Source organism: Rhodococcus sp. Z6_132, assembly GCF_058133635.1.
On record NZ_JBYUNP010000002.1, the window covers coordinates 561491 to 581238 of the forward strand.

22 protein-coding genes are annotated in these 19748 nt (G+C 72.5%); 12 read left to right on the top strand and 10 right to left on the bottom strand.

Annotation, left to right across the window (positions count from 1 at the left end; genetic code table 11):
* Positions 1–124 precede the first annotated feature (124 nt).
* On the bottom strand, positions 125–1675 hold the full coding sequence (locus tag AC3YO9_RS09265) for a DUF7782 domain-containing protein (protein ID WP_489982945.1): 1551 nt from the start codon (positions 1673–1675) through the stop codon (positions 125–127).
* Positions 1676–1783: 108 nt separating this feature from the next.
* Between AC3YO9_RS09265 and AC3YO9_RS09270 the strand changes: the two genes are divergently transcribed.
* Both AC3YO9_RS09270 and AC3YO9_RS09275 read left to right on the top strand, forming a co-directional pair.
* Positions 1784–2137 (top strand): DUF3099 domain-containing protein, encoded by a 354-nt coding sequence (locus AC3YO9_RS09270; protein ID WP_489982946.1) that lies wholly within the window; start codon positions 1784–1786, stop codon positions 2135–2137.
* 109 nt (positions 2138–2246) lie between these two features.
* Complete coding sequence (locus AC3YO9_RS09275) at positions 2247–2489, top strand: DUF3039 domain-containing protein (RefSeq protein WP_127784813.1); 243 nt, start codon at positions 2247–2249, stop codon at positions 2487–2489.
* Here the strand turns inward: AC3YO9_RS09275 and AC3YO9_RS09280 are convergent.
* On the bottom strand, positions 2456–3748 hold the full coding sequence (locus AC3YO9_RS09280) for a YihY/virulence factor BrkB family protein (protein ID WP_489982947.1): 1293 nt from the start codon (positions 3746–3748) through the stop codon (positions 2456–2458). The genes AC3YO9_RS09275 and AC3YO9_RS09280 overlap by 34 nt on opposite strands.
* Positions 3749–3977: 229 nt before the next feature.
* Here AC3YO9_RS09280 and AC3YO9_RS09285 point away from each other — a divergent pair, with 229 nt between their 5' ends.
* Together AC3YO9_RS09285 and AC3YO9_RS09290 are read left to right on the top strand one after the other, a co-directional pair.
* Positions 3978–5708: a DEAD/DEAH box helicase gene (locus AC3YO9_RS09285; RefSeq protein ID WP_127784812.1), complete on the top strand. Its 1731-nt coding sequence runs from the start codon at positions 3978–3980 to the stop codon at positions 5706–5708.
* Positions 5709–5832: 124 nt separating this feature from the next.
* Positions 5833–6132 (top strand): DUF1540 domain-containing protein, encoded by a 300-nt coding sequence (locus AC3YO9_RS09290; RefSeq protein WP_489982948.1) that lies wholly within the window; start codon positions 5833–5835, stop codon positions 6130–6132.
* Positions 6133–6226: 94 nt separating this feature from the next.
* On the opposite strand, the gene AC3YO9_RS09295 is transcribed toward AC3YO9_RS09290, so the two are convergent.
* Positions 6227–6418 carry a DUF7455 domain-containing protein gene (locus tag AC3YO9_RS09295; RefSeq protein WP_127783332.1) on the bottom strand — a complete coding sequence of 64 codons (192 nt, stop codon included), beginning with the start codon at positions 6416–6418 and terminating at the stop codon, positions 6227–6229.
* A gap of 398 nt (positions 6419–6816) precedes the next feature.
* Here AC3YO9_RS09295 and AC3YO9_RS09300 point away from each other — a divergent pair, with 398 nt between their 5' ends.
* Positions 6817–7881: a glutathione S-transferase family protein gene (locus AC3YO9_RS09300; RefSeq protein WP_489982949.1), complete on the top strand. Its 1065-nt coding sequence runs from the start codon at positions 6817–6819 to the stop codon at positions 7879–7881.
* Positions 7882–8235, top strand: a complete 354-nt coding sequence (locus AC3YO9_RS09305) for a DUF952 domain-containing protein (protein ID WP_164860632.1) — start codon at positions 7882–7884, stop codon at positions 8233–8235. It begins immediately after the preceding gene.
* Between the two features lie 88 nt (positions 8236–8323).
* Here the strand turns inward: AC3YO9_RS09305 and lpdA are convergent, their stop codons facing one another.
* The 3 genes from lpdA to ppgK form a co-directional block, all read right to left on the bottom strand.
* Complete coding sequence (gene lpdA / locus AC3YO9_RS09310) at positions 8324–9727, bottom strand: dihydrolipoyl dehydrogenase (protein ID WP_127783328.1); 1404 nt, start codon at positions 9725–9727, stop codon at positions 8324–8326.
* 177 nt (positions 9728–9904) lie between these two features.
* Positions 9905–11293, bottom strand: a complete 1389-nt coding sequence (locus tag AC3YO9_RS09315; RefSeq protein WP_489982950.1) for an RNA polymerase sigma factor — start codon at positions 11291–11293, stop codon at positions 9905–9907.
* A 133-nt stretch (positions 11294–11426) separates the two neighbouring features.
* Positions 11427–12212, bottom strand: coding sequence for a polyphosphate--glucose phosphotransferase (gene ppgK, locus AC3YO9_RS09320; RefSeq protein ID WP_127783324.1), 786 nt, complete (start codon positions 12210–12212; stop codon positions 11427–11429).
* 117 nt (positions 12213–12329) lie between these two features.
* Between ppgK and AC3YO9_RS09325 the strand changes: the two genes are divergently transcribed.
* Positions 12330–13172 (top strand): inositol monophosphatase family protein, encoded by an 843-nt coding sequence (locus AC3YO9_RS09325; protein WP_489982951.1) that lies wholly within the window; start codon positions 12330–12332, stop codon positions 13170–13172.
* A gap of 12 nt (positions 13173–13184) precedes the next feature.
* Here AC3YO9_RS09325 and cei read toward each other — a convergent pair whose 3' ends face one another.
* Both cei and AC3YO9_RS09335 read right to left on the bottom strand, forming a co-directional pair.
* On the bottom strand, positions 13185–13886 hold the full coding sequence (gene cei / locus AC3YO9_RS09330) for an envelope integrity protein Cei (protein WP_489982952.1): 702 nt from the start codon (positions 13884–13886) through the stop codon (positions 13185–13187).
* 200 nt (positions 13887–14086) lie between these two features.
* Positions 14087–15214: a phosphotransferase family protein gene (locus AC3YO9_RS09335; protein ID WP_489982953.1), complete on the bottom strand. Its 1128-nt coding sequence runs from the start codon at positions 15212–15214 to the stop codon at positions 14087–14089.
* A gap of 393 nt (positions 15215–15607) precedes the next feature.
* Here AC3YO9_RS09335 and AC3YO9_RS09340 point away from each other — a divergent pair, with 393 nt between their 5' ends.
* Positions 15608–15910 carry a DUF4193 domain-containing protein gene (locus AC3YO9_RS09340; protein WP_127783318.1) on the top strand — a complete coding sequence of 101 codons (303 nt, stop codon included), beginning with the start codon at positions 15608–15610 and terminating at the stop codon, positions 15908–15910.
* A gap of 99 nt (positions 15911–16009) precedes the next feature.
* On the opposite strand, the gene AC3YO9_RS09345 is transcribed toward AC3YO9_RS09340, so the two are convergent.
* On the bottom strand, positions 16010–16525 hold the full coding sequence (locus AC3YO9_RS09345) for a DUF3093 domain-containing protein (protein WP_127783316.1): 516 nt from the start codon (positions 16523–16525) through the stop codon (positions 16010–16012).
* Between AC3YO9_RS09345 and dut the strand changes: the two genes are divergently transcribed.
* Together dut and AC3YO9_RS09355 are read left to right on the top strand one after the other, a co-directional pair.
* On the top strand, positions 16524–17054 hold the full coding sequence (gene dut / locus AC3YO9_RS09350) for a dUTP diphosphatase (protein WP_127783314.1): 531 nt from the start codon (positions 16524–16526) through the stop codon (positions 17052–17054). The genes AC3YO9_RS09345 and dut overlap by 2 nt on opposite strands.
* Before the next feature lie 2 nt (positions 17055–17056).
* Positions 17057–17791: a DUF3710 domain-containing protein gene (locus AC3YO9_RS09355; protein ID WP_127784809.1), complete on the top strand. Its 735-nt coding sequence runs from the start codon at positions 17057–17059 to the stop codon at positions 17789–17791.
* Here the strand turns inward: AC3YO9_RS09355 and AC3YO9_RS09360 are convergent.
* Positions 17788–18528: an alpha/beta hydrolase gene (locus tag AC3YO9_RS09360; protein WP_127783312.1), complete on the bottom strand. Its 741-nt coding sequence runs from the start codon at positions 18526–18528 to the stop codon at positions 17788–17790. The genes AC3YO9_RS09355 and AC3YO9_RS09360 overlap by 4 nt on opposite strands.
* Before the next feature lie 113 nt (positions 18529–18641).
* Between AC3YO9_RS09360 and AC3YO9_RS09365 the strand changes: the two genes are divergently transcribed.
* Positions 18642–19019, top strand: coding sequence for an OB-fold nucleic acid binding domain-containing protein (locus tag AC3YO9_RS09365; RefSeq protein WP_127783310.1), 378 nt, complete (start codon positions 18642–18644; stop codon positions 19017–19019).
* Positions 19020–19068: 49 nt separating this feature from the next.
* Positions 19069–19746, top strand: a complete 678-nt coding sequence (locus AC3YO9_RS09370; protein ID WP_489982954.1) for a DUF3159 domain-containing protein — start codon at positions 19069–19071, stop codon at positions 19744–19746.
* Positions 19747–19748: the final 2 nt, after the last annotated feature.

A 19748-nucleotide genomic window follows, 5' to 3' on the forward strand; every position in this document is an offset into this window, starting at 1 on the left:
GACGATCAAGTCAATGGTGCCGGGCACAGCTGTCGCCGAGACGCGCAGAGCGCTCGTCGACGTTGACTGAGCCGGGCGTAAGGCGGCTCACGCTACAACGGCGCGCCGCAGATGATCGCCACCATCACCGGGTCGGTGTGTCGCCAGCCAGGTCCGCCGGGAGCACCAGGCCGTGTCGCAGCAGGTCGTGCACCAGGGAGGTGGCGGCGCCGGTCAGCGCACCCTCGTCCTCGCCGTGAGCCAGCTCCAACATCCCCACCAGCTCCCCGAGCGGAAGCCCGTCCGGGCGCAGCCCCGCCAGCAGGGAGACCGCGAGCTCGTCCACCTCGTGCTCCCAGCGCGGACCGTCGGTGCGAGTCACCCTGGCCACCAATGGCTTCCATCCTTCATCGGCGGCGACAGCCACCCGCTGCAGCACCACCCCGGGCGCCACGGCCAGCTGCGCGTCGAGCAGGTCGTGCTCGCGCAGCCACGCCACCCGGGCCAGGTACGCCTGCGCCTCGGGGCCCAGCGGGTCGGTGAACGGGTGCAGCAGGTCCTCGGCGAGCACGTCCGACGGCGCGTCGGTGGCCCGCAGCGTCACGTAGCCGAACCCGATGCCGGTGACCTCGGAGCGCTCCAGGTGCTCCAGCCAGGCGTCGTAGCGGCGGGCGCCCTCGCCGGTGTGCGGGTCCAGCCCGCCGTCGCGCAGCCAGGTGCTCACGTAGAGGGCGGGCTCGGCGACGTCGCGCTGCACCACCCAGGCGTCGATGCCGTGCTCAGGCAGCCACGACGCCACCCGCTGCCGCCAGTCCTGCCCGCGCACGTGCACCCACGACGCCAGCAGGGTGGCGGTGCCCCCGGGGTTGAGGTGCTCGGGGATGCCACGGATCACCAGCTCGCTGGCGCCGTCGAGGTCGAGCCCGGAGTCGCGGTAGACGCTGTGCACCTCGGCGGGGCCCACCACGAACGGCGGGTTGGCCACCACCTGGTCGAAGCGGCGCCCGGCCACCGGCTCGAACCACGACCCGGCCAACAGCTCCACCGACACCTGGTTGAGGGCGAAGGTGGCCGCGGCCATGGCCAGGGCGCGCGGGCTGACGTCGGTCGCGGTCACGGCACCGGCGTGCTCGCCCACCTGCAGGGCCTGCACCCCGCAGCCGGTGCCCAGGTCCAGCGCGGTGGCCGGTGCCAGCGCGGGGATGGCCTGCAGCAGCGACACCGAGGCCTGCCCCACCCCCGGCACGTACTCCCGGTCCCCAGCCAGCTCACCCCGGTCGGCGTCCAGGTCCGACACCACCCAGCGGGTGCCTGCCCCGGTGTCCAGCGGCCGCACGTCCAGCGCCGCGCGCACCGCACCTCCGTGGCGCTGCAGCAGCCCGCCAGCGACGGCGGCGTCGAGGTCCAGCGGCGCCAGCGCCGCCGCGGCCGCCGGCTCGGGGCAGGTGTCGCCGAGCAGGAACAGCCGCACCAGCGTGGCCAGGGACTGCCCGCCGGGATCGGTGGAGCCCTGGCGGTCCAGCACCCGGCGCACCGGCACCGCCTCGTTGCGGCCGAGGGCGGCGTTGACGTCCGCGCCCAGCAGCGCCAGCACGCCGTCGGTGTGGAAGCCGGCACGCAGGAACGCGGTGCGCAGGTCGGCGCACAGGGGCACCAGTTCCGGGACGGGGGCAGCGCTCGTGCGGGCATCGCTCATGGGCGCATTGTGCTCAGCGCGCACCCGAGGAGCGCGGCCCGCCCCGGGGCCGGTGCTGTGATGCCCCTGACGGGTGCGATCTTCTCGGCGCGGTGGGACACTGAACCAATGGCCGAACACGGATTTGCCGGACGAGGCGGTGGCCGCGACGACGCGGTGCTCATCACCGCCGCACAGCGCTCCTACGACGAGCAGCACAAGGCCCGCGTCCGCAAGTACGCGATCATGATGGCCTTCCGCATCCCGGCCCTGATCATCGCCGCGGTCCTGTACTCCATCTTCGAGAATCCCTGGCTGCCCCTGGCGGTCATCCTCATCTCGGTGCCGCTGCCGTGGATGGCCGTGCTCATCGCCAACGACGGTCCGGCGCAGAAGCAGGAGTACCTGAACCACTACCGCTACGGCGACGGCAGCGACCGTCCGGCCATCGAGCCCGCCCGTCGCGACGTCATCGAGGGCTGAGCTCCAGCCACGGCGGGACGGGGCGTGCGCGACGCTTGACCGAGGGGTGACGCTGGTGCCTGGGTGCGGCATCATGGTCGCTGTGAGCACCCAGACCCTGAACCCCACCCTGTCCACGCAGACCACGGTCGCGCCGGACACCCGCGAGCGCGAGACGACCGGCGACGACACGCCCAAGGTCTTCCACTACGTCAAGAAGAACAAGATCGCGGAGAGCGCCGTCATGGGCACCCACGTGGTGGCTCTCTGCGGCGAGGTCTTCCCGGTCACGCGGTCGGCCAAGCCGGGCTCCCCGGTGTGCCCGGACTGCAAGAAGGTCTACGAGGGCCTGCGTCCCGGCGGCGACGACTGAGCTCTCGGCACGCCTGAGGGCGTGAAGCTGAGGGTGCGCGGCGTGGTGATGCGCGTGCCCAGCCGCCCCAGCGTGCTGGTGGTCGCGTCGCGGGCGGCGGTGGGGGCGCCGCCTCGGCCGGCGACGCGCACCCGGGACGACGCAGTGGCAGCCGGACCGCCGCCTGCCGCGCGGACTCGGGCCGTGTCGCTGGGCTCGGGCACCGGCGAGGCACCGTCTGTCGGAACCGACACGTGGGTTCCCGGACCGGCCGTGCTGTCCTCCGCCGTGACGTCCTCCTCGGGGCCGTCCTCCTCGGGGCCGTCACCGTCGTCGGAGCGGCCCCGCAGCTGGATGCGCTCGCGCATCTGGTCCAGACGGGTGGCCTTGGCCGGCCAGAACTCCTGCACGGTGGCGTTGAACTCCGCGCCCAGCACCACCGCGAAGCCCAGGAAAAACGTGAACAGCAGGAACGCGATGGGACTGGCCAGCGCGCCGTAGGTGTAGCCGGTGCTGGTCACCCAGCTGAAGTACATCCGCAGCCCCGCCGCGGCGGCCAGGAAGAACGCCCCGGCGAAGATCGCGCCGGGGATCATCCGGTGCCACGGCAGCGAGCGCGGCAGCGCGAACTTGTACAGCGTGGCCAGCGCGATCAGGGCGATCACCCCGACCGTCGGGTAGTAGACCGACTGGATGAGCGTCTCGGTGGTCTGCCGCCACGTCTCGGGCACCCGCTCCGACACCAGGCCGGGCCCCAGGGCCAGCAGCGGCACGGTGAACACCGCCAGCACCAGCGCCACCACGTAGAGCAGCAGCGCGAAGATCCGCTGCCACACGGGGTTGCGCTCGTTGTGCTGGTTGTGGGCCAGCACGATGGAGTCCACGAACGAGGAGACCGCCGAGGACCCTGCCCACAGCGACAGCAGGAAGCCCAGCGACACGATGTCGGCGCGGCCGCGCAGCAGGACGTCGCTCACGGTCGGGGCGATGATCTGGTCCACCACCGACGGGCTGAACGTGCTGCGGCAGAACGTGAGGATCTTGGACTGCACCACCTCGACGGTGTCGGGGCCGAACCAGCCACCGATGTAGCCGATGGAGCCGAGCAGGCCCAGCAGCAGCGGCGGCAGCGACAGCGTCTGCCAGAAGGCCGCCTGCGCGGCGCGGCCGAAGATCGAGTCGCCCCACGCCTTCGTCACGGTTCGCCACAGCAGCCGGTGCGGTCCGCGCGCGGCGGGACGCACCGACAGGTCGCTGGGCCGGCTGGTGGGGGAGTCCATGATCCCCCCAGGATTCACTACCGCACCGCGGTTGGCCGGTTACGCACCGTCGTGTCGCCCGCCGGACCGCTGCAGGCACGACCCGCGCCCCGATCACCCGCGGGCACGGGCGTCGTGACGGGGACCACTGCCGGTCGACGACTACCCTCTGCACGGCGCCGGGTGCTGCTGCGCAGCGCGGACCGCGCCGGGAATTCATGTCGTGATCGTGAGGGAGTTGGTTGTCACCGTGCTGGATGCCGATGACGTAGGTGACGTCGTTGACGTGCAGCCCAAGGCGGCGCCGCTGCGTGCCTGGCAGCGACGCGCGCTGTCGCGCTACCTGGCCACCAAGCCGCAGGACTTCCTGGCCGTGGCCACCCCGGGCGCCGGAAAGACGACCTTCGGGCTGCGGGTGGCCAGCGAGCTGCTGCGCGACCGCACCATCGACCAGGTGACCGTGGTCGCGCCCACCGAGCACCTCAAGCACCAGTGGGCCGCGGCCGCCGGGATGGCCGGCATCGCCCTGGACTCCCGCTTCAGCAACTCCACCGGGCAAACGTCGGGCGACTACCAGGGCGTGGTGGTGACCTACGCCCAGGTGGCCGCGCACCCCTTCAAGCACCGTGCCCGCACCGACAGCCGGCGCACCCTGGTGATCCTGGACGAGATCCACCACGGCGGCGACGCCAAGAGCTGGGGCGACGCGGTGCGGGAGGCCTTCGACCCCGCCACCCGGCGCCTGGCGCTGACCGGTACGCCGTTCCGCAGCGACGACAGCCCCATCCCGTTCGTCACCTACGAGCCCGGCCCGGACGGCTTCGACCGGTCCAAGGCCGACCACACCTACGGCTACGCCGACGCGCTCAAGGACGGCGTGGTGCGCCCGGTGGTGTTCCTGGCGTACTCCGGCGAGGCCCGCTGGCGCACCAGTGCCGGCGAGGAGTTCACCGCGCGGCTGGGCGAGCCGCTCACCGCCGAGCAGACGGCCCGGGCCTGGCGCACCGCGCTGGACCCCGGCGGCGACTGGATCCCGGCGGTGCTGCACGCCGCCGACACCCGGTTGGGCCAGCTGCGCGCCGGCGGCATGGAGGACGCCGGCGGGCTGGTGATCGCCACCGACCAGACCATGGCCCGCGCCTACGCCGAGCTGCTCACCGCCATCACCGGCGTGGCTCCCGCCCTGGTGCTCTCCGACGACCCGGGGTCCTCGGCGCGCATCTCCTCCTTCGCGCAGAGCAACGAGCGGTGGATGGTCGCCGTGCGGATGGTGAGCGAGGGCGTGGACGTCCCCCGCCTGGCCGTCGGCGTCTACGCGACGTCCGCGGCCACGCCGCTGTACTTCGCCCAGGCCATCGGCCGCTTCGTGCGCTCGCGCCGCAAGGGGGAGACCGCCAGCGTCTTCCTGCCCTCGGTGCCCGTGCTGCTGGACCTGGCCAGCCAGCTGGAGGCGCAGCGCGACCACGTGCTGGGCAAGCCGCACCGCGAGCCGGAGGGGCTGGACGACCAGCTGCTCGCCCAGGCCAACAAGCAGCAGGACGAGCCGGGGGAGGAGGAGCAGTCCTTCACCTCCCTGGGCGCCGACGCCGAGCTGGACCAGGTGATCTACGACGGCTCCAGCTTCGGGACCGCGGCGTTCTCCGGCAGCGACGAGGAGGCCGACTACCTGGGGCTGCCGGGCCTGCTGGACCCCACCCAGATGCGCGACCTGCTGCGCAAGCGGCAGAGCGAGCAGCTCGACAGCCGCGCGCCCGAGCCGGCCGCACCCGCCCCGGCGCCGGTGCGCACCGCTGACACCGCCGCCAAGCTGGCCGCGCTGCGCCGCGAGCTGAACACGCTGGTGGCGATGCGCAACCACCGCACCGGGCAGCCGCACGGGGTGATCCACCGCGACCTGCGGGAGAAGTGCGGCGGGCCGCCCACCGCGATGGCCACCGTGGAGCAGCTGAACGAGCGGATCGCCTTGCTGCGCAAGTGGTAGCTGCACTCCGGGTGGAGTGAACCTGCTGGTCAGGGGAGGCTCACCTTGCTGGTGGGCGACGGTGGGCGTGGCTACCGTCGAGGAGGTCGCACGCTCACCCGACGTTCTCCGCTCGGAGGTTCCCATGGCCACGCTCGAGATGCCCCAGGTCGCCGACTGCACGGTCAGCAGCTGTTCCTACAACGAGCACGGGTGTCACGCCTTTGCCATCAACGTCCACGGGCAGAACGGCACCGCCGACTGCGGCACCTTCATCCCGCTGACCACCAAGGGCGGGCTGCCGCGGGCCCAGGCCCAGGTGGGTGCCTGCCAACGCGTGGACTGCACGCACAACAGCAACCTGGAGTGCAGCGCCGACGCCGTGCGCATCGGCGCCGAGGGCGGCGCTGACATGGCCAGCTGCCTCACCTACGAGCCGGCCTAGCCCGCGCCCGCCGGCCTACCAGGGAAGCGGGTCCGCAGACAGCAGCAGGGGCACCCACCGCGTCGGTGGGTGCCCCTGCTGGTTCAGGCTCTGGTCAGGAGACCGGAGCTCCCTCCACGATGGTCGCGTCCATGTCGCGCAGACGCGCCTCGTGCTCGTGACCGTGGTGCCCGCAGAAGAGAAGCTCGCCGCCCGAGGGCAGCATCACGCGGACACGTGCGCCCGCACCGCACCGGTCGCACCGGTCGGTGGCGGTGATCTCGGGGATCGTCAAGGTCCCGGTCATGTGTCCTCCGTCCTGACGCCCGCTCGCGCAGACGCCCTAGTGTGCTCGCTGCAAACCACCAGTAGCCACCCGTGGAAGCTCGTGACAGTCGTTCTGATGTCCTTGCACTCTGTCAGACGTTCGGCCGACGTGTTCTGTTCCCCCGCTCGTCGTGTTGTGGCCGGTCGCACTCCCTACCGGGGCTCCACTGTCCGGCGGGGGCAAAACCCCAGGTCGGAGCGCCGTCAGGGGGCCGAGACCACCAACCTGCGGTCCGTCGAGGGGCTCGCGCACGCGTGCGCGTTTCGCTCTCAGCGCAACCTCCGGACGCCCCCGCAGGCCGACAGCCGGCACCGGTAGGTTCGCGGTACAGGGGCTGCCGACGCGGCCACCTCCGGCGACCAGCACAGGAGCAGGCCATGAGCGAGACCGTGTCCAGCGAGCACGACCAGGACACCAGGGACGAGCACAGCACGGCCGGCGCCTACGTCACGGGCGGCAAGGAGTTCACCCGCGACACCGCCTACATCCAGACGCGCATCACCCGGGACGGCCGCGACGGCTACCCGGTGGAGGCCGGGCGCTACCGGCTGGTCGCCGCCCGGGCGTGCCCGTGGGCCAACCGCACCGTCATCGTGCGGCGGCTGCTGGGCCTGGAGGACGCGATCTCCCTGGCGCTGCCCGGACCCACGCACGACAAGCGCAGCTGGCGCTTCGACCTCGACCCCGGCGGGAAGGACCCGGTGCTGGGCATCGAGCGCCTGCAGGAGGCCTACTTCGCGCGGTTCCCGGACTACGCGCGGGGCATCACCGTGCCTGCCATCGTGGACGTGCCCACCGGCAAGGTGGTCACCAACGACTACCCGCAGATCACCGAGGACTTCTCCACCGAGTGGACCGACTTCCACCGCGACGGCGCCCCCGACCTGCTTCCCCAGGAGCACCTGGACGAGCTGGCCGAGGTGAACAAGCGGGTGTTCACCGAGGTCAACAACGGGGTGTACCGGTGCGGCTTCGCCGGCTCGCAGGAGGCCTACGACCAGGCCTACGACCGGCTGTGGACGGCGCTGGACTGGCTGGAGGAGCGCCTGAGCGGGCAGCGCTACCTCGTCGGCGACACCATCACCGAGGCCGACGTCCGGCTGTTCACCACCCTGGCGCGCTTCGACCCCGTCTACCACGGGCACTTCAAGGCCAACCGGCAGAAGCTCACCGAGATGCCGGCGCTGTGGGGCTACGCCCGCGACCTGTTCCAGACACCGGGCTTCGGCGACACCATCGACTTCGTGCAGATCAAGCAGCACTACTACGTGGTGCACACCGACCTCAACCCCACCCAGGTCGTGCCGCAGGGACCGGACCTGCGCGGCTGGCTCACCGCCCACCACCGCGAGGAGCTGGGCGGGCGGCCCTTCGGCGACGGCACGCCGCCCGGACCGGTGCGCGCCGGCGAGGAGATCGCACCCGGGCACGGGGCCGACTAGGTGGCCGAGCGCGAGCTGCTGCACCTGGTGCTCGAGGACGACTGGGTGCGTGCCCAGCAGGTGGGGGAGATCCCTGCCCACCCGGGCCCGTTCGTGCACCTGTCCACCCCCGAGCAGGTGGCGCTACCGGCGAACCGGCTCTTCGCCGGCAGAGCGGACGTGCTGCTGCTGCGAGTGGACCCCCAGCGGCTCACCGGTGAGGTGCGCTGGGAGCCGGGGGTGCCGGGTGACCCCGAGTCGATGCGCTTCCCGCACCTGTACGCCCCGCTGCCGGTCTCGGCGGTGGTCGGGGTCCTCGCGTACCGGCCGGGCCCCGACGGGCGCTTCGGCGCCCCTGAGCCGGCCGAGCCGTAGCCGCCAGACCCTGTGGTGCCGGGTTCCCGGAAGCACAGCAGGCGGCGCACCCATCCGGGTGCGCCGCCTGCTGCGTGGTGAGCGGAGCTCAGAAGTTGATCATGTGCCCGGTGAGGCCGTGGAAGGTCTCCTGCAGCGCCTCGCTCAGCGTCGGGTGCGCGTGCACGTTGCGGGCCAGCTCGGCAGCGGTGAGGTCCCACTTCTGCGCCAGCGTCAGCTCGGGCAGCAGCTCGGTGACCTCGGGTCCGATCAGGTGCGCACCCAGCAGCTCGCCGTAGGTCTCGTCGGCGATCACCTTGACGAAGCCGTTGGGCTCCGCGAGGCCGTGGGCCTTGCCGTTGGCGGTGAAGGGGAACTGGGCGACCTTGACCTTCCAGCCCTTCTGGTCGGCCATCTCGCGGGCCTGCGCCTCGGTGTAGCCGAAGCTGGCCACCTGCGGCTGGCAGAAGGTGGCCCGCGGCATCATCGGGTACTCCAGCGTCATGGTCTCGGCCTCGGCGATGGTCTCCGCGGCCACCACGCCCTGGGCCTCGGCGACGTGGGCGAGCATCAGCTTGGCGGTGACGTCGCCGATGGCGTACACGTGCTCGACGTTGGTGCGCATGTAGTCGTCGATCTCGATGGCGCCGCGCTCGGTGAGCTTGACGCCGAGCGTGTCCAGGCCGTAGCCCTCCACCCGAGGCTGGAAGCCGATGGCCTGGATGACCTTGTCGGCCTGCAGGTCGCGGGTGCCCTTGCTGTCAGTGACGGTGACCGTCACCTGGTCGCCGGAGTCGTCGATCTTCTCCACCCGGGTGGAGGTGAGCACCTCGACGCCGAGCTTGCGGTAGCGCTTGCCCAGCTCCTTGGACACGTCCACGTCCTCCAGCGGCAGCAGCCGGTCGAGGAACTCCACCACGGTGACCTTCACGCCGTAGTTGGACAGCACGTAGGCGAACTCCACACCGATGGCCCCGGCGCCGGCGATGATCACGCTGCCGGGCAGGTCGCGGTTGGTGATCTGCTCCTCGTAGGTGACCACGCGCTCGGACAGCGACGTCCCGGGGAGCAGCTTGGTGGAGGCGCCGGTGGCGATGATCACGTCGTCGAAGGTGACCGTCTCGGTGCCGCCCTTGGACAGCTCCACCTCGATGGTCTTCTTGTCGGTGAAGCGACCGATGCCGTCCAGCTCGGTGATCTTGTTCTTCTTCATCAGGAAGTGGACGCCCTTGACGCGGCCGTCGGCGACGCTGCGGCTGCGGTCGAAGGCGACGCCGTAGTCGAAGGAGACCTCGCCGCTGATGCCGAAGGTCTTGGCCTCCTTGGTGACCAGGTGGGCCAGCTCAGCGTTGCGCAGCAACGCCTTGGAGGGGATGCAGCCCACGTTGAGGCAGACCCCTCCCCAGTACTTCTCCTCGATCACGGCCACGCTCTTGCCGAGCTGGGCGGCGCGGATGGCCGCCACGTACCCGCCGGGACCGGCACCAAGGACTACAACGTCGAAATGAGGCATGGGCCCATCCTATGGCGGCGGGCCGCAGCGGCGACCGGGGTCCCCGGTGCACGGCTGGCGCGGGCGATCTGCCCCCACACGCAGCCAACCGCCGCCCGCGGGACGCGGACGACGGTTGGTAGCGGGTGCAGACCGGTTGGGGCGTGCTGGGTGGTACTTGCAGACGCCCCTAGGGGGCTAGTCCAGGTAGTCGCGCAGCACCTGGGAGCGGGAGGGGTGGCGCAGCTTGGACATGGTCTTGGACTCGATCTGGCGGATGCGCTCCCGCGTCACGCCGTAGACCTGGCCGATCTCGTCCAGGGTGCGGGGCTGGCCGTCGGTGAGGCCGAAGCGCAGCCGCACCACCCCCGCCTCGCGCTCGCTGAGGGTGGCCAGCACCGACTGGAGCTGGTCCTGCAGCAGCGTGAAGCTGACGGCGTCCACGGCCACCACGGCCTCGGAGTCCTCGATGAAGTCACCGAGCTGGCTGTCGCCCTCGTCACCGATGGTCTGGTCGAGGCTGATGGGCTCCCGGGCGTACTGCTGGATCTCCAGCACCTTCTCCGGGGTGATGTCCATCTCCTTGGCCAGCTCCTCCGGAGTGGGCTCGCGGCCCAGGTCCTGCAGGAGCTCGCGCTGGATGCGCCCGAGCTTGTTGATGACCTCGACCATGTGCACCGGGATGCGGATGGTACGAGCCTGGTCGGCCATGGCTCGGGTGATGGCCTGGCGGATCCACCAGGTGGCGTAGGTGGAGAACTTGTAGCCCTTGGTGTAGTCGAACTTCTCCACCGCGCGGATCAGGCCGAGGTTGCCCTCCTGGATGAGGTCCAGGAACGCCATGCCGCGACCGGTGTAGCGCTTGGCCAGCGAGACCACCAGGCGGAGGTTGGCCTCGAGCAGGTGGTTCTTGGCGCGGTTGCCGTCCCGGATCACCCAGGACAGGTCACGGCGCTGGGCGACGGGGAGCTTCTCGCCCTTCTCGGCGATGAGGCGCATGCGCTCGACGGCGAACAGGCCGGCCTCGATGCGCTTGGCCAGCTCGACCTCCTCCTCGGCGTTGAGGAGGGCGACCTTGCCGATCTGCTTGAGGTAGGCGCGGACGGAGTCGGCCGAGGCGGTGAGCTCGGCGTCCTTGCGCGCCTGGCGCAGGGCCTCGGACTCCTCCTCGTCCCAGACGAAGTCGCCGGAGGCCTTGTCGGCCGCAGACGGCTCGAGGTCCACCTCGTCCTTGTCGTCGTCACCGGCAGCGCCGACGGCGAGCACCTCGACGACGTCGTTCTCCGGGGCGACGTCGCTGTCCGGCAGGTCGGCGGAGCGACCGGCGGCCAGGTCGACGACCTTGGGTCCGGCGTCGGCCTGCTTCTCGGCGGTGGCCTTGGCCTTGGCGGTCCGCTTGGCGGGGGCCTTGGCGCCGGCCGCAGCCTTGGCGCCGGCCGCAGCCTTCGCGCCGGCCGCAGCCTTGGCGGTCGCCGCGGGCTTCGAGGCAGCCGTGCTGCGGGCCGCCTTCTTCGCGGGTGCCTTGACGGCGGTCGGCTCAGCCGCGCTCGTCTCCGCTGCGGTCTGACGGGTGTTTGTGGCTGCCACGTATGCCCTTTCGCGACTGTTCGTGCGGCGTCACGCCGAGGTGCTTTCGGCGGAGAGGTCATGTGGGTGTGTCCCGGCGTCGGCCGCAGACATCAACCCATTGTAGCGACTCCTGGCTGGTTACCCGCTCCGGTCAGTTTGGGAGGTCCGCCGCAACCGCCATCGCCGCGCCCACGATGCCCGCGGTGTTCTTCAAGGTCGCGGCCACCACGTTCGTGCGGTTGTCGAGCAGGGGGATCCACTTGTGGCCCTTGCGGCTCACCCCGCCGCCGGCGATGAACAGGTCGGGCCAGAACAGGTCCTCCATCTTGCGCAGGAACCGCGAGACGTAGGGGGTCCACTCGTCCCAGCTCAGGTGACGCTCGTCTCGCACCGACGCGGCCGCGGAGTGCTCGGCGTCGTCGCCGTCGAGCTCCATGTGCCCGAACTCGGTGTTGGGCAGCAGCACCCCGTCGTGGATGATCGCCGACCCGATGCCGGTGCCGAAGGTCAGCAGGATCACCAGCCCGCTGACGTCCTTGCCCGCGCCGTAGTGGTACTCCGCCAGCCCGGCGGCGTCGGCGTCGTTGAGCACCCGCACCGCTCGCCCGCCCAGCGCCTCGCTGAACAGTGCGCGGGCGTCCGTGCCGATCCACGCCTTGTCGATGTTGGCTGCCGTCAGCGCGACACCGTCCTTGACCACCGACGGCAGGGTGAGCCCCACCGGGCCGTCCCACTCGAACCGGCGGGTCAGCTCCGCGGCGGTCTCCGCCACGGCCGCTGGCGTGGCGGGCTGGGGGGTGGCGATCTTGAGCCGCTCCCCGATCAGCGCACCGGTCGACAGGTCGACGATGCCGCCCTTGATGCCGGTGCCGCCGACGTCGATACCGAAAGCCCGTTGGTCCGCGGGCACGTCCGCCGTGGTGGTCGTCATCGTCATCGGCTCCTCGGTGCAGGTGTGGTCGCCCTGACCCTAGTTCGTGCCGGGCCCGACGTCGCCCGCACCACGATGGGCCAGGTCAGGGCGCGCTGGCCCGCAGTGTGCTGCGATGGCGGCATGACTCACCCCACCGCCGGCGCCCAGCGCCCCGATCCGCTGGGCGTCGAGCTCCGCGAGGTCGCCGTCCAGGTCGCCGCCGCCGCCGCCGAGCTGGTGGCCCGCCGCCGTGCGGAGGTGCTCGGCAGCGGGACGGTGCGCACCAAGACCTCCGGCACCGACCCGGTCACGCTGGCTGACACCGAGTCCGAGCAGCTCATTCGGTCCGAGCTGGGGCGGCTGCGACCCGGGGACGCGGTGCTGGGCGAGGAGGAGGGCGGGGACGCAGCCGTCGACGGTCTGCGCTGGCTGATCGACCCCATCGACGGAACCGTGAACTTCCTCTACGGGCTGCCCTTCTACGCGGTGTCGGTGGCGGTGCAGCGCGACGGGCAGAGCATCGCCGGCGCAGTGGTGGAGGTGAGCAGCGGGCGGGTGTTCTCCGCGGCGCTGGGGGCCGGCGCGACCCTGGACGGCCAGCCGCTGCGCTGCAACGACGTGACCGACCCCGCGCTGGCCCTGGTGGCCACCGGGTTCGGCTACCAGGCCAGGCGCCGCATCACCCAGGGCGCGGTGGTGGCCGAGCTGCTGCCGCAGGTGCGCGACGTGCGCCGGGTGGGTTCGGCGGCGCTGGACCTGTGCGCGGTGGCGGCGGGCTGGCTGGACGCCTACTACGAGCACGGGCTGAGCCCGTGGGACTGGGGGGCGGGGGTGCTGATCGCCGCCGAGGCCGGCGCGGACGTGCGCCCGCCCCCGGCCACCGCCCCCGGCAGCCAGGGCGAGCTCACCTTCGCGGCGGCCCCGGGCGTGTCCGCGGCAGTGCTGACCCTGGTCGAGCGGGCCTGGAGCGGCCCGATGCCCTGACCGGGGCTGGTCTCAGCAGCTGACCGAGAGGGCCTGGGCCAGCTCGGTGGAGTCCGGCGCCGGGGTCTGCGGGTCGGCGGCGTGCTTGGACAGCGCCGTCAGCGCCGCGGTCACGTCGGCGTCGGAGCTGAGCGAGCTGAACACCGTGCCCAGCGCCAGGTCGACCGTCTGGTCCTTGCGGTCGTCCTGCACCAGCTCGGCGCAGGGCACCAGCAGCTGCAGGGTGCGTGCCGCCGGCTTGCCAGCCTCGCCGAAGCGGACCTGGGCCTGGCAGCGCATGTCCTGCGCGGTGAACACCGTGTCGTTGCCGGAGGCCATGTCCGGCGCCGGGGTGAAGCCGAGCTGGGCCAGCTGCGCGGCCACCAGCGAGGCCTGCCCGCGCTGGCCGTTGGCGTTGAGCACCCGCACCTGGGCGGCCTGGGGCGCGGACGGGGGAGCCGCGGCCAGGTCGGCCGAGGTGATCTTGGTGCCCTGCTCGGTCTGCGGCACACCCACCTCGATGCCGGCGTTGTCCCCGGCGGGGGTGGGCTCGGGGCAGACCGAGGTGTCCGCCGCCGTGCTGCTCTGGGTGAGCACCTGCACCCACACCACCAGCACCAGCACGCTCAGCACGACGAGCAGCGCAACGGCCGGCAGGGGGCGACGACGTTGGTACCCGTCGTGCGCTCCCGGAGGGCCGCCCGGCGACCGACTTCCCGTGCTCAGCGAAACCACCGCGTGTCCTGCCCTTTCGTTCCGCCGCGTGAGGGCTGCTGCGACAGACCGCTGCTGAGCAGCGCTGCCCCCGCCACGGCCAGGTGAAGGGTCCGCCCGGTGCCGGCGCAGGGCCAGGTACCCGCGGTTCCCGCGACCAGACTAGGTGGCCGCGGGCGCGGGCCGGCGCAGTGTCCCGGCGCGGGCCCGTCCGGGCGTGTCTAGCGGACGCCGTGGTCGAGGACGTGGTGGCCCAGCGCCACCAGCGGGTCCAGGGCGGTGAGGATGCCGGCGGCGGTGCGGGCGTCGGCCGCGCCGGCGTTGGCGCGGGCGGCCACGCCGGCCAGCACCACCGCCAGCTTGAAGGCGCCGAACGCCACGTAGAACTGGATGTCCTGCTCCAGGGCCTGCGGGTCGAGGTCGCGCCGGTGCGCGTAGTGGTGCAGCAGCTCGATGCGGGTGGGGAAGCCGGGCAGCCGGGTGACGCTGGGCAGCACCTGGGCCGCGCGCCACACGTCCTGCTCCTCGGCCTGGTGCCAGTAGATGAACATCAGCCCCAGGTCGGACAGCGGATCCCCCAGGGTGGACATCTCCCAGTCCAGCACCGCGCGGACCTGGGCGGGGTCCTCGGGGGCGAAGATCATGTTCTCCAGCCGGTAGTCGCCGTGCACGATGCTGGCGCCGGCCGAGGTGGGCACCGCGACGCTGAGGCGCTCGGCGAGCCGGGTGAGCTCCGGGCGGGGGCTGTCACTGCCCGAGGCGGCGGCCAGCCCGTCGCGCCAGGTCTCCCACTGGGCGCTCCAGCGGCGCAGCTGCCGGGCCATGAAGCCCTCCGGCCGGCCGAACTCGGCCAGTCCGACCGAGGACGGGTCGATGCTGTGCAGCTCGGCCAGGCAGTTCACCATCGCCGCACCCGCCCGCGCGCGGACGCCCGGGCGATCAGCCCAGGCGTCGCCGTCGGCGCCGGTGGGCACGGTGCCCTCGACCAGCTCCATCACGTAGAAGGGGGCGCCGAGCAGGTCGGCCTCGCGCTGCCCGGCCAGCACCTGGGGGACGGGCACGGCGGTTCCGGCCAGCGCGGTGAGGACGGTGCGCTCCCGGCCCATGTCGTGCGCGGTGGCGGCCACCGAGCCCAGCGGCGGCCGCCGCAGCACCACCGAGCCGGCCGGGCTGTGCACGCCGAAGGTGAGGTTGGAGCGGCCGTCGCCGATGGGCGTGACGTCGCAGGTGGCCCACCGCGGGTCGTCCAGCTGCTGGGCGAGCCAGGGTCCGACCACCTCCGGGGGAGCGCCCTCGCGCACGGTGTCCACGGCCGGCGGACGGGGCTGGGCGGTCTGCTCGCTGCTCATCCGCGCACCGTACAACCGCGCCCCGTCCACCGCCGGGAACCGGGTGTGCCACGAAACACAGGCTCTTCTGGCCGGGAATCGGGCACATCTCACCTGCCGTTCAGGTTCGTCGGCTATGGTCCAGCCGCTCCGCCCGCCACGATGTCTTCCCCGAGCACGCGGAAAGCGTGACGTAGATCACACTGGCGGCGGGCACAAGGAAGGGCACCTGAACGTTGAGCAGCCACACCTGGCGAATGCCGAACAGGTGACGAGCCTGCTCTGAGGTGTCAGCTTCGCGAGACCAGCTCAGGACACCACCGCACCGGGCACCAACTCCCCAGCGGGCGCACCACCAGCACGGCCGGGCAACACACGGGCAGCACGAGAGACAGGCAGGACAGGGGAACAAAGATGGCACAAGACTACGACGCTCCACGACGCACGGAGTCCGACGACATATCCGAGGACTCGCTCGAGGAGCTCAAGGCGCGACGCAACGAGGCGCAGTCCTCGGCCGTCGACGTCGACGAGACCGACACCGCGGAGTCCTTCGAGCTTCCCGGCGCAGACCTCTCCGGTGAGGAGCTGTCGGTGCGGGTGGTGCCCAAGCAGGCGGACGAGTTCACCTGCTCCAGCTGCTTCCTGGTGCACCACCGCAGCCGCTTCGCCGGCGAGCGCAAGGGCATGCCGATCTGCCGCGACTGCGCGGCCTGAGGCGCACTGCCGCCCGCGCCCTGCACCACCGAGGGACGGCGCACGACAGAGGGGGAGGCCTGCAGCTGCAGGCCTCCCCCTCTTGTCGTGCGGGTGTGCTCAGTCGCGCTCGGCGCCCAGGCCCGCCTCCTGCAGCGCGGCGATGACGCGGTCCGGGTGGCGGGTGCTGACCAGCCAGTACGGCGTCGGGTCGTCGGGGTCGTCCAGCACCAGCAGCACCATGGTGGGCACCCAGGTGCGGTGCTGCACGTAGGCAGCCGGGTCGAGCTGACGGCCCATGGCGGCGCGCTTGGCGGTGGCCGGCACCGGCGCCGCACGGGCGATCAGCGACACCGGGATGTGGGCGTCGCCCACCCGGAGCTCGCCGTCGCGCACCGACAGCCGCAGCGAGCCCATGCGGACCAGCGTCCAGGCCGCGAACGGCACCAGCACGACGTAGGGCAGCCACGCACGCACTCCCGGTGCGCCCATGTGCACCTCGGCGGCCAGCAGGGCGGCCACGAAGATGCCCAGCGGCCACCACCACCACGGGACCCACAGCCGCTCGGTGTAGGCGCCGCGGGTGGTTGCGCCCGCTCCGGTCGTGGAGCTGGCTGGTGATGCAGGTTCGGCCATGGTCCCCAGGGTAGTCTCGGCCGCCGTGCCGTCCCCCTCTGCCGTCCATGCCGCTCCCGAGCAGCTCGAGGTCGCGCTGCGGCGACTGCACCCGGACGCGGTGGTGCCCCGTCGGGCGCACGCCGACGACGCCGGCGTGGACCTGTGCACCCTGGACGAGGTGCGGCTGGAGCCGGGTGAGCGGGTGCTGGTCGGCACCGGCCTGGCCCTGGCGCTGCCGCCCGGCTACGTGGGCCTGGTGCACCCCCGCTCCGGCCTGGCGGCCCGGCTGGGACTGGGCGTGCTCAACGCACCAGGCACCATCGACGCCGGCTACCGCGGGGAGATCAAGGTGTGCCTGGTCAACCACGACCGTTCCGCCACGATCGAGCTGCAGCGCGGAGACCGGGTCGCCCAGCTGCTGGTGCAGCGGGTGGCGCAGGTCAGCTTCGTCGAGGTGGACGAGCTCGCCGACACCGAGCGCGGAGCTGGTGGGCACGGCTCCACCGGCATGAGCACACTGGGTAGCACCACGACTGAGGGGCAGTGACGATGTTTGGGCGGCGCAACAAGCGGGCGAGCGAGGCGGAGGCCGAGGCCACCGTGACCGACATTCCCGAGGACCTGCTGGCCGAGCAGGCGGACGACGACGCGGACATCCCCGCCGACGGCCCCTACGACAGCAGCGAGGTCGACGCCGAGCCGGAGGCCGACGGTCGCCTCGACCTGGGGTCGGTGCGGGTGCCGCTGCTGGAGGGCGCCCAGATCCAGGTGGAGATGGAGGAGGACGGCACCCTGCGGGCGCTGCACCTGCTCACCGAGGTCGGCCGCATCACCATCGCCGCCTTCGCCGCGCCGCGCAGCGAGGGCATGTGGCGCGAGGTGCTCGGCGAGCTGGCCCAGTCCCTCAAGGACGACGGCGCCGAGGTTCGCCTCGAGGACGGCCACTGGGGCCGTGAGGTGATCGGCGTGGGCGCCGGCGCCACCATGCGGTTCATCGGCGTGGACGGTCCGCGCTGGATGGTGCGCTGCGTAGCCGCCGGCCCGGACGAGAAGCAGGCCGAGCTGGCCGACGTGGCCCGTGCGCTGCTGCGGGACACCGTGGTGGTGCGCGGCACCGAGCCGCTGCCGGTCCGCTCGCCGCTGCCGGTGCGCCTGCCCACCGTGCTGGCCGACCAGCTGGAGGCGGCCCGCGCCCAGCAGGACGCTGGCGCCCAGGGACCGGCTGGTGAGGAGTCGGACGCTCCGGACTCGTCCGGTCAGCCGAGCTCCCCCCAGAACAGCTAGCGGACGGCCCGCGCTGCCGACACCGCGCGGGCGGCCTGCCAGGCCCGCACGCACGCGGTCCCCAGCACCCCGGGGTCGGCGCCCAGCTCGGCCAGCGTCACCGTGTCCAGCACGGCCGCAGGGGCGCAGGCCACCCACTGCTGGGCCACCGCGAGCGGGTGCACCGGGTCGTCCACCGCGCCCGCCACGCCCGTCGGCACACCCAGCTCGGCCAGCTCCGTCGCCGTGGGCCCCACAGCGGTGGCAGCGTGGTCCATGGCCGTGGGCAGAGCGGGCCACTGCCGGCGCCAGGCGCGGCTCAGCTCCGCGGACAGCCACGGCGGTGTGGAGGCGTTCACCTCGGCCAGCACCGCCTCCAGACCGTGCTCCCGCAGGCGCCGGGCGGAGAAGCGGGCACTGAGCGCGGCGGGCGCGTCACCCGGCTCGCCCAGCCACGCCGGCAGCGCGACCAGCAGGCCACTGAGGACTCCTGGGTGCTCCCGGGCCCAGCCTGCCGCCACGGTGGCCCCAAGTGAGACGCCCCCCACAAGTAGCGCTCCGTGACAGTCCCGCGCCGCAGCGTCCAGTGCCGCACGGTAGCCGGCCACCACGTCGACCGGGTCGGGCTCGACCGCCACCAGGTCGATCCCGCAGGCGGCGAGCGCTTTTCCGAACGCCCGGCGGACGAAGTCGGCGTCCGAGCCGGTGCCGGGCAGCAGCACCGCGCGGGGCGGGGGACGGTGTCCGATTTCGGGCATGCACCCGATCCTTCCCGGTTGGGGTTACGCGGTGTACACAGGGAGCGTTAGGCTCACCAAGCCCAACACCTGGGACCGTCCCAGGTACCTCCTCAAGCGCAACGGAGCGCCCCATGGCCAGCACCGAGGCCGGCTACTTCCGGCGGCTCGCCCGCCGCCTCACCACCGACGTCGCCGAGCTCGACGCCCATGAGATCACCCAGACCTCGGAGGCCGCCGGCGCTCGCCGGGCCTGCGACTGCTCGCGGGGCGAGGAGGTCACCGTGCTCGGGCGCCTCCGCAGCACCGAGGGCAGCCCGGCCGGGTGCGACGCCAGCCTGGAGGCCGAGCTCTTCGACGGCACCGACGGCATCACCCTGGTGTGGATCGGCCGCCGCCGCATTCCCGGCATCGAGGCGGGCCGCACCGTGCAGGTGCGCGGTCGCCTCGCCGAGCGCAACGGCGCCAAGGTGCTCTACAACCCGCACTACGAGCTGCAGTGTGGGCAGTAGCGATCCAGCTGCTGGTTCCCGCACACCTCCCGAGCCCCCGGCACCGCCGGTGACGTCGCCGGTCCAGAAGACCCTGCTGGAGCAGATGGGCGGCACCAGCGGAGTGCTCGCCTCCAGCCTGCCCGTGGTGGTCTTCGTCGTCGTGAACTCGCTGACGAGCCTGACCCCGGCCATCTGGTCCGCGGTGGGGACCGCGGCCGCCATCGCCGTGCTGCGGGCGGTGCGCAAGGAAGGCGTCCAGCCGGCGATCTCCGGACTCTTCGGCGTGGCCATCGCCGCCTACATCGCCCACCGCACCGGCACGGCCAAGGGCTACTTCCTGCTGGGCATCTACACGAGCCTGGTCTACGGAGCGCTCTTCGCGCTGTCGGTGGTGGTGCGGTGGCCGCTGGTGGGCGTGGTGTGGTCGTTCCTCAACGGGCACGGCTGGGCCTGGCGCGCGCACCGGGGCGCGGTCCGCGCCTACGACGTGGCCACGCTGGCCTGGGTGGCGGTCTTCGGAGCGCGCTTCGTGGTGCAGCAGTGGCTCTACGGCAACGACCAGGAGGGCTGGCTGGCCACCGCGCGGATCGGCATGGGCCTGCCGCTGTACGGCCTGGCGCTGCTGGTGACCTTCGCCTGCGTGCGCCGAGCCGACCGCATCATCGAGGCTGGGACGCCCCCGGTCGCACCAGCGCCCCCCGAGCCGCCGGGCCAGCCCAGCGCGGGGCCGCAGCAGCGAGACTGACG

Excerpts from the sequence above, each read along its gene's own strand:
- AC3YO9_RS09355 (WP_127784809.1), top strand. The coding sequence starts at position 17,057 with ATGTTTGGGCGGCGCAACAAGCGGGCGAGCGAGGCGGAGGCCGAGGCC.
- AC3YO9_RS09290 (WP_489982948.1), top strand. The coding sequence starts at position 5,833 with ATGGCCACGCTCGAGATGCCCCAGGTCGCCGACTGCACGGTCAGCAGC.
- AC3YO9_RS09335 (WP_489982953.1), bottom strand. The coding sequence starts at position 15,214 with ATGAGCAGCGAGCAGACCGCCCAGCCCCGTCCGCCGGCCGTGGACACC.
- AC3YO9_RS09280 (WP_489982947.1), bottom strand. The coding sequence starts at position 3,748 with ATGGACTCCCCCACCAGCCGGCCCAGCGACCTGTCGGTGCGTCCCGCC.
- AC3YO9_RS09365 (WP_127783310.1), top strand. The coding sequence starts at position 18,642 with ATGGCCAGCACCGAGGCCGGCTACTTCCGGCGGCTCGCCCGCCGCCTC.
- AC3YO9_RS09340 (WP_127783318.1), top strand. The coding sequence starts at position 15,608 with ATGGCACAAGACTACGACGCTCCACGACGCACGGAGTCCGACGACATA.
- AC3YO9_RS09360 (WP_127783312.1), bottom strand. The coding sequence starts at position 18,528 with ATGCCCGAAATCGGACACCGTCCCCCGCCCCGCGCGGTGCTGCTGCCC.
- dut (WP_127783314.1), top strand. The coding sequence starts at position 16,524 with ATGGTCCCCAGGGTAGTCTCGGCCGCCGTGCCGTCCCCCTCTGCCGTC.
- AC3YO9_RS09295 (WP_127783332.1), bottom strand. The coding sequence starts at position 6,418 with ATGACCGGGACCTTGACGATCCCCGAGATCACCGCCACCGACCGGTGC.
- AC3YO9_RS09270 (WP_489982946.1), top strand. The coding sequence starts at position 1,784 with ATGGCCGAACACGGATTTGCCGGACGAGGCGGTGGCCGCGACGACGCG.
- AC3YO9_RS09345 (WP_127783316.1), bottom strand. The coding sequence starts at position 16,525 with ATGGCCGAACCTGCATCACCAGCCAGCTCCACGACCGGAGCGGGCGCA.
- AC3YO9_RS09300 (WP_489982949.1), top strand. The coding sequence starts at position 6,817 with ATGAGCGAGACCGTGTCCAGCGAGCACGACCAGGACACCAGGGACGAG.
- ppgK (WP_127783324.1), bottom strand. The coding sequence starts at position 12,212 with ATGACGATGACGACCACCACGGCGGACGTGCCCGCGGACCAACGGGCT.
- lpdA (WP_127783328.1), bottom strand. The coding sequence starts at position 9,727 with ATGCCTCATTTCGACGTTGTAGTCCTTGGTGCCGGTCCCGGCGGGTAC.
- AC3YO9_RS09265 (WP_489982945.1), bottom strand. The coding sequence starts at position 1,675 with ATGAGCGATGCCCGCACGAGCGCTGCCCCCGTCCCGGAACTGGTGCCC.
- AC3YO9_RS09325 (WP_489982951.1), top strand. The coding sequence starts at position 12,330 with ATGACTCACCCCACCGCCGGCGCCCAGCGCCCCGATCCGCTGGGCGTC.